The 6,062-nt window shown below is 72.6% G+C and carries 10 protein-coding genes and 1 pseudogene; all 11 read right to left on the bottom strand.

The window, feature by feature from the left end; all coding sequences use genetic code 11:
* A pseudogene (locus tag MHW47_RS10915) lies at positions 1-1,485 on the bottom strand (hypothetical protein); the annotation flags it as partial.
* A 56-nt stretch (positions 1,486-1,541) separates the two neighbouring features.
* Positions 1,542-1,670 (bottom strand): hypothetical protein, encoded by a 129-nt coding sequence (locus MHW47_RS35705; RefSeq protein ID WP_275449068.1) that lies wholly within the window; start codon positions 1,668-1,670, stop codon positions 1,542-1,544.
* A 71-nt stretch (positions 1,671-1,741) separates the two neighbouring features.
* Complete coding sequence (locus tag MHW47_RS10910; RefSeq protein WP_239222479.1) at positions 1,742-2,209, bottom strand: hypothetical protein; 468 nt, start codon at positions 2,207-2,209, stop codon at positions 1,742-1,744.
* Positions 2,210-2,211: 2 nt separating this feature from the next.
* Positions 2,212-2,682, bottom strand: coding sequence for a phage tail tube protein (locus MHW47_RS10905; RefSeq protein WP_239222478.1), 471 nt, complete (start codon positions 2,680-2,682; stop codon positions 2,212-2,214).
* A gap of 12 nt (positions 2,683-2,694) precedes the next feature.
* Complete coding sequence (locus MHW47_RS10900) at positions 2,695-3,123, bottom strand: minor capsid protein (RefSeq protein ID WP_239222477.1); 429 nt, start codon at positions 3,121-3,123, stop codon at positions 2,695-2,697.
* Entirely contained in the window at positions 3,116-3,427 is a 312-nt protein-coding gene (locus tag MHW47_RS10895; RefSeq protein WP_239222476.1) for a minor capsid protein, read from the bottom strand. The genes MHW47_RS10900 and MHW47_RS10895 overlap by 8 nt, the downstream gene beginning before the upstream one ends.
* Positions 3,428-3,465: 38 nt before the next feature.
* Positions 3,466-3,780, bottom strand: coding sequence for a hypothetical protein (locus tag MHW47_RS10890; protein ID WP_239222475.1), 315 nt, complete (start codon positions 3,778-3,780; stop codon positions 3,466-3,468).
* Positions 3,777-4,166: a hypothetical protein gene (locus tag MHW47_RS10885; RefSeq protein ID WP_239222474.1), complete on the bottom strand. Its 390-nt coding sequence runs from the start codon at positions 4,164-4,166 to the stop codon at positions 3,777-3,779. The genes MHW47_RS10890 and MHW47_RS10885 overlap by 4 nt, the downstream gene beginning before the upstream one ends.
* Before the next feature lie 4 nt (positions 4,167-4,170).
* Positions 4,171-4,380 carry a hypothetical protein gene (locus MHW47_RS10880; RefSeq protein WP_239222473.1) on the bottom strand — a complete coding sequence of 70 codons (210 nt, stop codon included), beginning with the start codon at positions 4,378-4,380 and terminating at the stop codon, positions 4,171-4,173.
* A 3-nt stretch (positions 4,381-4,383) separates the two neighbouring features.
* Complete coding sequence (locus MHW47_RS10875) at positions 4,384-5,388, bottom strand: major capsid protein (protein WP_239222472.1); 1,005 nt, start codon at positions 5,386-5,388, stop codon at positions 4,384-4,386.
* Positions 5,389-5,405: 17 nt separating this feature from the next.
* The gene (locus MHW47_RS10870) at positions 5,406-6,002 is read right to left on the bottom strand and encodes a hypothetical protein (RefSeq protein WP_239222471.1); all 597 of its coding nucleotides are present in this window, start codon (positions 6,000-6,002) and stop codon (positions 5,406-5,408) included.
* Between the last annotated feature and the right edge of the window lie 60 nt (positions 6,003-6,062).

Below are 6,062 nucleotides of genomic sequence, written 5' to 3'. Positions count from 1 at the left end.
GCCTTGCAGCAGCGCCACAATGGCCGTGATGACCGGCACGACGACGTCGGTGATCACGGTCGCGAGGCCGGTCGCGAGGATGCCGGCCAGCTGTCCGATGATCTCGATCAGGGGCTCGATGATCGGCATCAGCGCGTTCAGTACGCCGATCAGCAGTTCGCCGATGGCGGGCAGCAGCGGCGACAGCGCAACCAGGATCTGACCGAACGCCGCGCCGATCGTGGCGAGCGCGGGCGACAGGGCAACGACCAGTTGCGCCAGGATCGGCAGGATCGTTTCTGCCAGATCGCCGATGACGGCGGCGAACGGGGCGATCAGGCCCGGCAGTTGCGCCAGGATCGGGCGCAGCGCACCGGCCAGGGCATCCGCCAGCAGCAGAACGACCGGCGACGCCTGCGCGATGACGTCCCCGACCGCCGTCAGAAGCGGCTTGAGCGGCGGAAGCAGGGACGCAATCAGCTTCCCGACGATCGGCAGGACCGGCGAGACGGCGTCGATCAGGACGCCGAACGCGTCCGCCGCAGCACCGAGGACCGGGCCGAGCGCGTCGACGATCGGTTGCAGGCCGTCGCCCAGCGCCTTGACCAGGCCCGCGAGCGGCGGGCCCAGCTTGGCCAGTGCCGGGCCCAGGGCGCCCGCGAGGGACTTGACCAGGGGGCCCAGGGCGCCCGCGAGCGCGGACAGGACCGGCCCGCCCGCTTCGGCAAGCGCACCGATCAGACCGCCCAGCGCGGGCAGGATCTCGCCGACCGCGCCGAGCAGGCCGCCCAGCCCTTCGGCCGCGCCACCGGCCCCGGTGGCGACGCCCTCGAAGAAGCCGCCCAGACCGGAGCCGACCGCGCCGAGGCCGGCCGACAGGGCGTCAATGACGGGCCCTGCGGCCTCGACCGCGGCGACCAGGCCGGGCATCGCCCCCTTGGCCAGGCCGCCGATCCCCGCGACCAGCGGCTCGACCAGCGGGGCGACACCCTCGAACAGGTCGCCGATCTGCGGGGCGAGGTCGTCGAAGATGTCGCCGAGCTGGTCGGCGGCGGCGGTGAAGGGCTTGACCAGGGGCTCAGCGAGCCCCTGCATCTTGCTCTTGACGTGCTCGGACAGGTCCGAAAACGCGCCCTTGACCTGCTCGTTCTCGGCGAGGACTTTCGCGCCGAGGCCGATCACGGCCAGGGGGACGGCGGCGAGCGCACCCGCCGCGACGACCGCGCCGCCGGCCAGCAGCTTGGTACTGGTCGCCGCCGCGCCGATCAGGGGGCCGATGCCCGCGAGGCCGCGCCCCGCCTCTTCGGCGCCCCCGCCGATGCCGTCGCCGAGGGCGCCGCCCATCTCTTCGCCCGCCCGGACGAACCGGCCGCGCATGTCGCGCAGCCGGCCGTCGGCGTCCCGCTGGAGCCCCTGGAGGGCGGCCTCCGTGCGGTCGACTCCGGCCTGTGCCCCGGAGTCGTCGAGGTCGATATACCCGACCAGCTCGCCGATGGTGAGGGCCACTTTGCACCCCCCACCAGCGCCCGCCGGGGCGCCCGCTATTCAGTTATGTGTATGCCTCACCTACCGGTGAGTTGTGCGATCTCGTCAGGGTCGGACACCACGCGCGGCGTCGCCTGCCATGCGCGGCTGAACAGGGACTCGGCGGGCAGGCCGCCGAGGCACACCAGGAACTCGCGCGTCGTCATGGCCGCGATGTCTCCGGGCGTGAGCGTGTACTCGCGGCGAAGGTCAGCCTCGACCGCGCCCCAGTGGCGGACTACCGCCGACCAGAGCCGGGCCGCTTCCCCTTGCCCTTCGGCCGGGTCTTCGGCCTCGCCGTCGTGGCCGGCCGCTGCGCTTTTCCCGCCTTGACGGCCTCGCGGCGGTCGTACTCGGCGGCGGCCTGCTCCATGCCGAGCGCCCCCGGTTCGGCGATGTTGGCGATCGCCCACAGCAGGACGATGCCGAGGCGCCGGTCGTCCATGCCCTGTTCGGTCCAGTGGTCGACCGCGTCCGGGCCGAACATCGACGCCAACAGGCGCCGGATGTCCTCGGGCCGGGCGGAGTGCTGCACGCGATGGAGCTGGAGCGTGAACAGCGCGGGCAGCGACGCGGGCAGCGTGTACGTGCGGCCGTACAGGCGCAGCGGCAGCCCCTGGGGCTCGGGCCCCGCCTGCTCGGCGAAGAAGGCGTCGAAGTCGGCGACGTCCTGGAGGTCGAGCGCCTGGTCGTGGTTCTCGTTCATGCTCACGCACCCCCGTCCGGTACAACGGCCTCTGTCGAGGGGGCGCCGCACCGCGTGAACGTCGCGCCCCAACTGGTCTTGGCGTTGTGCTCGCCGCCCTGCTCGCCGGGGGTGACGGTGCACTCCCATATCGTCCAGTCGGTCTGCGACTTGTGCCGGTAGCGGATGCGGTTGCGCGACTCGCTGCCGAGGCGGTACCCCCAGACGTTGTCGATGTACGCCTGTCCGGGGTCGCGCGTGCCGGACGTCTGCGCGTACTCGCCGGAAACTTCCAGCTTCGCGCCGCGCTGCATGACGTCCTGCTCGTACAGGCCCTCAGAGTCGTTGGTGGTGGTGTCCGCGGTTTCCTCGTTCTCGCTGGGGTTGTACGTCCAACTGCGGATGTTGGGCAGGCGGAGCCATACGGGCGTGGCCGGGGTCGTGATGTCCTCGACCTCGAAGTACCACCCGCGGGCGTCGATGGGGCGTCCCATGCCGGGGCCCTCCTATTCGGTGCGGTGAGTGCTGGGGGACGACACGTCAAGATCGAGATTCACGACGTGTTCGTGACGGCCCTGGGCGTCTGCGCCCATCGGGCCGGGGGTGCCGCGTGCGGCGGAGAGGATGAGCCACGTACCGTCGGGCAGCTCGATCCCGGCAAGGCCGTGCAGAGCGCGGTAGATGGCCCATGCGCGGTTGCGTGAGGTGCGCGGGTCCGGGCCCCCGCGCACGCGCACCTGTAGCCGGACGGTGTCGTACGCGTTGCGGGCGTCGGGCGCCCCCGCGTCGTACAGCGACAGGCAGACGGCGGCGGCCGGGTCGGCGGGCATCCGCTCGACGAACAGGTCGCCTGTCCGGCCCGTGGGGTCGTAGTCGACCAGGGCCAGGCCGTCGAGGTACTGGGCTATGCCGTCGGTCGGGTCGAGGTCAGTCACGGAGCGACCGCCGTACCTGCGTGGCGATGATCTCGCCTATGGCCTCGGACTCCTCGGTGAGCGTCCGTTCGAGCCACTTCGCCTCGCGGCCGGCGTCGTGCTGGTAGTCGAGTTCTTCGTGTTGCCGGACCGCATAGGGCGTGTCGTAGGCGATGGCGCCCTTGAGCGCGGCCTCGTCGACGGTGGCTGTGCCGGACCGCTCCAGCGTGGCTTCCTCGATCGGCACGCGCCTGTTCGCGCGTTCGAGGCCGTACTCGGTGCCCAGACGCAGACCACGGGCGGCCCCCTGCCGGGTACTGCGCATTACGGCATCCCCGTTCCAGCGGAGGCGGGTTCGCTGCGTCACTCGCACATCACCTCCGTGGACTGCGGCACCGGTAGGCCGGGCGCGGAGTGGGTGGCGACGCTGATCGCCTTCGTGACGCGGCCGGACGGGAGGGTGATGCGGGACTCGGCCGGGCAGTCGAGTCCGGGCTCGGCGATGATCTGCGCCGTGCTGGTGACCTCGACGCCCTCGCGGTTGCGGGCGAGTTTGGTCGTCTCGGCGACCAGGGCCCGGACCTCGACCGGGGGCCGGTAGGTCGGGCCGTACGCGCTGTCGCCGTCGTACGGCTCGACGGTGACGCGGTGGCGCAGCAGCCATCCGGGGACTCTCACCAGATCACCCCCGGAAGCAGGCCGGCCAGCATGAGCGCGCGGTGCGCGCGGGGGGCGAGGTCGAGACCGCCGGGCGCCTGCGGGGCGTCGCGGCGGTCTCCGAGGGACACGGGGCCGATGGAGACGGACCCCCAGCGGCCGGACGCTCCAGTGCCGTCGTCGCCCGTGGCGAGCTGGTACTCGACCTGCGCGCACACTGCATCGGTGAGGGCCTGGACGACGGCCGGGTCGGTCGGCATCCCGGCGTCGTTGGTGCAGTAGACGGCCCGGATCAGGGCGGCGTCGATGTCGCTCGACGCGCGGGCGAGCAGCCGTTCGGCGTCGGCCGGGGCCGGTGTCCCGGTCCACGCGGCCAGTTGCTCGGGGGTCGCGTAGACACGGGGCACCGGGCTACTCCTTCGGAGTCTCGGCCGGGGCCTTCGGCGTCTCGGGCTTGGCGGCCGGGGCCTTGCGCTTGGCGCTCGCCTCGACCCGGTAGCCGTGCCGCTGGGCGTAGGCGATCACGGCCGGGTCGTCGGTCTCGGCCTTGCCGTCGACGAACATCAGGCCGGCCACGCCGGGCCCGGTGAACCCCTCAACGGGGGTGTGCAGGATGGCCACGGGTCAGCCCACCTTCACGTTGCGGAAGACGCTCGCCGACTTGGTCGACTTGAGCGCGACCGCGACGGGTCCGAGTTCGACCTCGCCGAACTTGACGGCGCCCGGCGACGTGAAGTCGGGGAGCCACTGGCGCACGATCGTGCCGCCGATGCACGCGACGCCGTGGAAACCGTCCATGCCGACGCGGTACGCGTACAGGTCGGTGAGACCGGTTGCGGCGGTGCCGCCAACGGTCCGGTCTTCCACGGGGATGATCGGCGTGTTCGAGCCTGCCTGGTCGCCCGGATCGGCGAACACGATGTCGCCGTACTGTTCGCGGACGATCGGGCGGCCACCCGGTCCGAGCAGGCCGTCGACGGGGTTCTTCACGTACATGCCGGCGCGGCGCGCGGCGGCGCGGACGCGGGCAAGCGCGCGCTTGTTGCCGAGGATGATCGTCGGCGCTCCGTCGAGCAGGGACAGCCACTCGTCGATCGCGTCGAGGGCCTTGTGTTCGGCCCGCGCGGTGCCGTCGAAGTCCGACCAGTCGGTGACCTCACCCGCGCGGAACTCGGTCGAGCTGCCGGTCAGGGCCTTGTCGAGGCCGTCGAACCCGTTCTCGTCGACGGCGGTATCGCCGTTGATGACCAGGTCCTGAAATTCGGTCCTGGTGGCCTTGATCTTCTGCGCCATGTTGAGCGTCACGGCGCCGGACGCTGCCGGGCCCAGTGCTGCGACGACGCGGTCGACGCGGAACGATCCACCCATCACGGCGAGGTCGACCGTGTAGCGCTGGGTGGCGACCTCGGCCGCGGTGTACTCCGTGTTGATCGCACGGGTCGACGCGGTCGGCTGCGTGATCAGCCGCCGGTACCCGTACGTGAGCGTGTCCCCGCCGTCGGCAGGGTTGACGACGTCGGCGAACTGGAGGCTGTCGAGGATCGCGGATTCCTTGCGGAACTCGTCGATCACGGCGACGTCGATGTCGTCCTGGACGTTGTTCTTGGCCTCATCGAGCGTGACGGGCATGGGGTGCTCCTAGGGGGTCAGGCGCCCAGACGGGCGGCGATTGCGTCGTGCAGCGAGCCCGGCTTGCGCTCGGGCGGGGTGGCGGTGCCGAAGTCGGCGCCGCCTCGGACGGGGCCGACGGCGGCGGCAAGGTGGGGCTGAGCCGTGACGGCGGCCTTGATCGCCTCCGTGACGGCGGTCTGGTCGGCCAGGTCGACCGTGGCGAGCGAGGCCATCGCCGACGTGCTGTCGAGCAGGGCCGCGGCGTTGGCGCCGGCCGTCGGCGCGATGCGCAGTACGGCGGCCTGCACGGCGGCGGCCTTGGCCTGCTCCTGCGAGGCGGCGAGCTGCTGCTGCGCCCACTTCGGCAGGCGGGACAGGTCGCCCTCGGCGGCCTGCTCGGGCGCGGCCGGGGCGGGCGGCGCGGCCGGAGCGGGCGGCGGCGGGGCCTGCTTCTCCGCGTTGCGGATACGTTCCTGCGCCCACTCGGGGAGCGCGGACAGGTCGCCCTCGGCGGGCGGCTGCGGGGCGTTCTGCGGGGCGGGCGGCCCGGCCGGAGGAGCGGGCGGGGCCGGGGGCGTCGGGGGGTTGGCCGGGTCCGTCGACGGGTTCGGGTTCGGGGGCTGCTCGGGCACGGGTGGGCTCCTCGGGGGGTGTGCGGACATGCGAAAGGGGGGCCCGCCGTGGTGGCGGAC

The sequence above is a fragment of the Streptomyces sp. OfavH-34-F genome (assembly GCF_022347745.1).
Classification (GTDB): Bacteria; Actinomycetota; Actinomycetes; order Streptomycetales; family Streptomycetaceae; genus Streptomyces.
The sequence above is the reverse complement of the archived record's forward strand: the minus strand, read 5'-3'. Positions and strand labels throughout refer to the sequence as shown.

Excerpts from the sequence above, each read along its gene's own strand:
- MHW47_RS10910 (WP_239222479.1), bottom strand. The coding sequence starts at position 2,209 with ATGAACGAGAACCACGACCAGGCGCTCGACCTCCAGGACGTCGCCGAC.
- MHW47_RS10905 (WP_239222478.1), bottom strand. The coding sequence starts at position 2,682 with ATGGGACGCCCCATCGACGCCCGCGGGTGGTACTTCGAGGTCGAGGAC.
- MHW47_RS10875 (WP_239222472.1), bottom strand. The coding sequence starts at position 5,388 with ATGCCCGTCACGCTCGATGAGGCCAAGAACAACGTCCAGGACGACATC.
- MHW47_RS35705 (WP_275449068.1), bottom strand. The coding sequence starts at position 1,670 with ATGACGACGCGCGAGTTCCTGGTGTGCCTCGGCGGCCTGCCCGCCGAG.
- MHW47_RS10895 (WP_239222476.1), bottom strand. The coding sequence starts at position 3,427 with ATGCGCAGTACCCGGCAGGGGGCCGCCCGTGGTCTGCGTCTGGGCACC.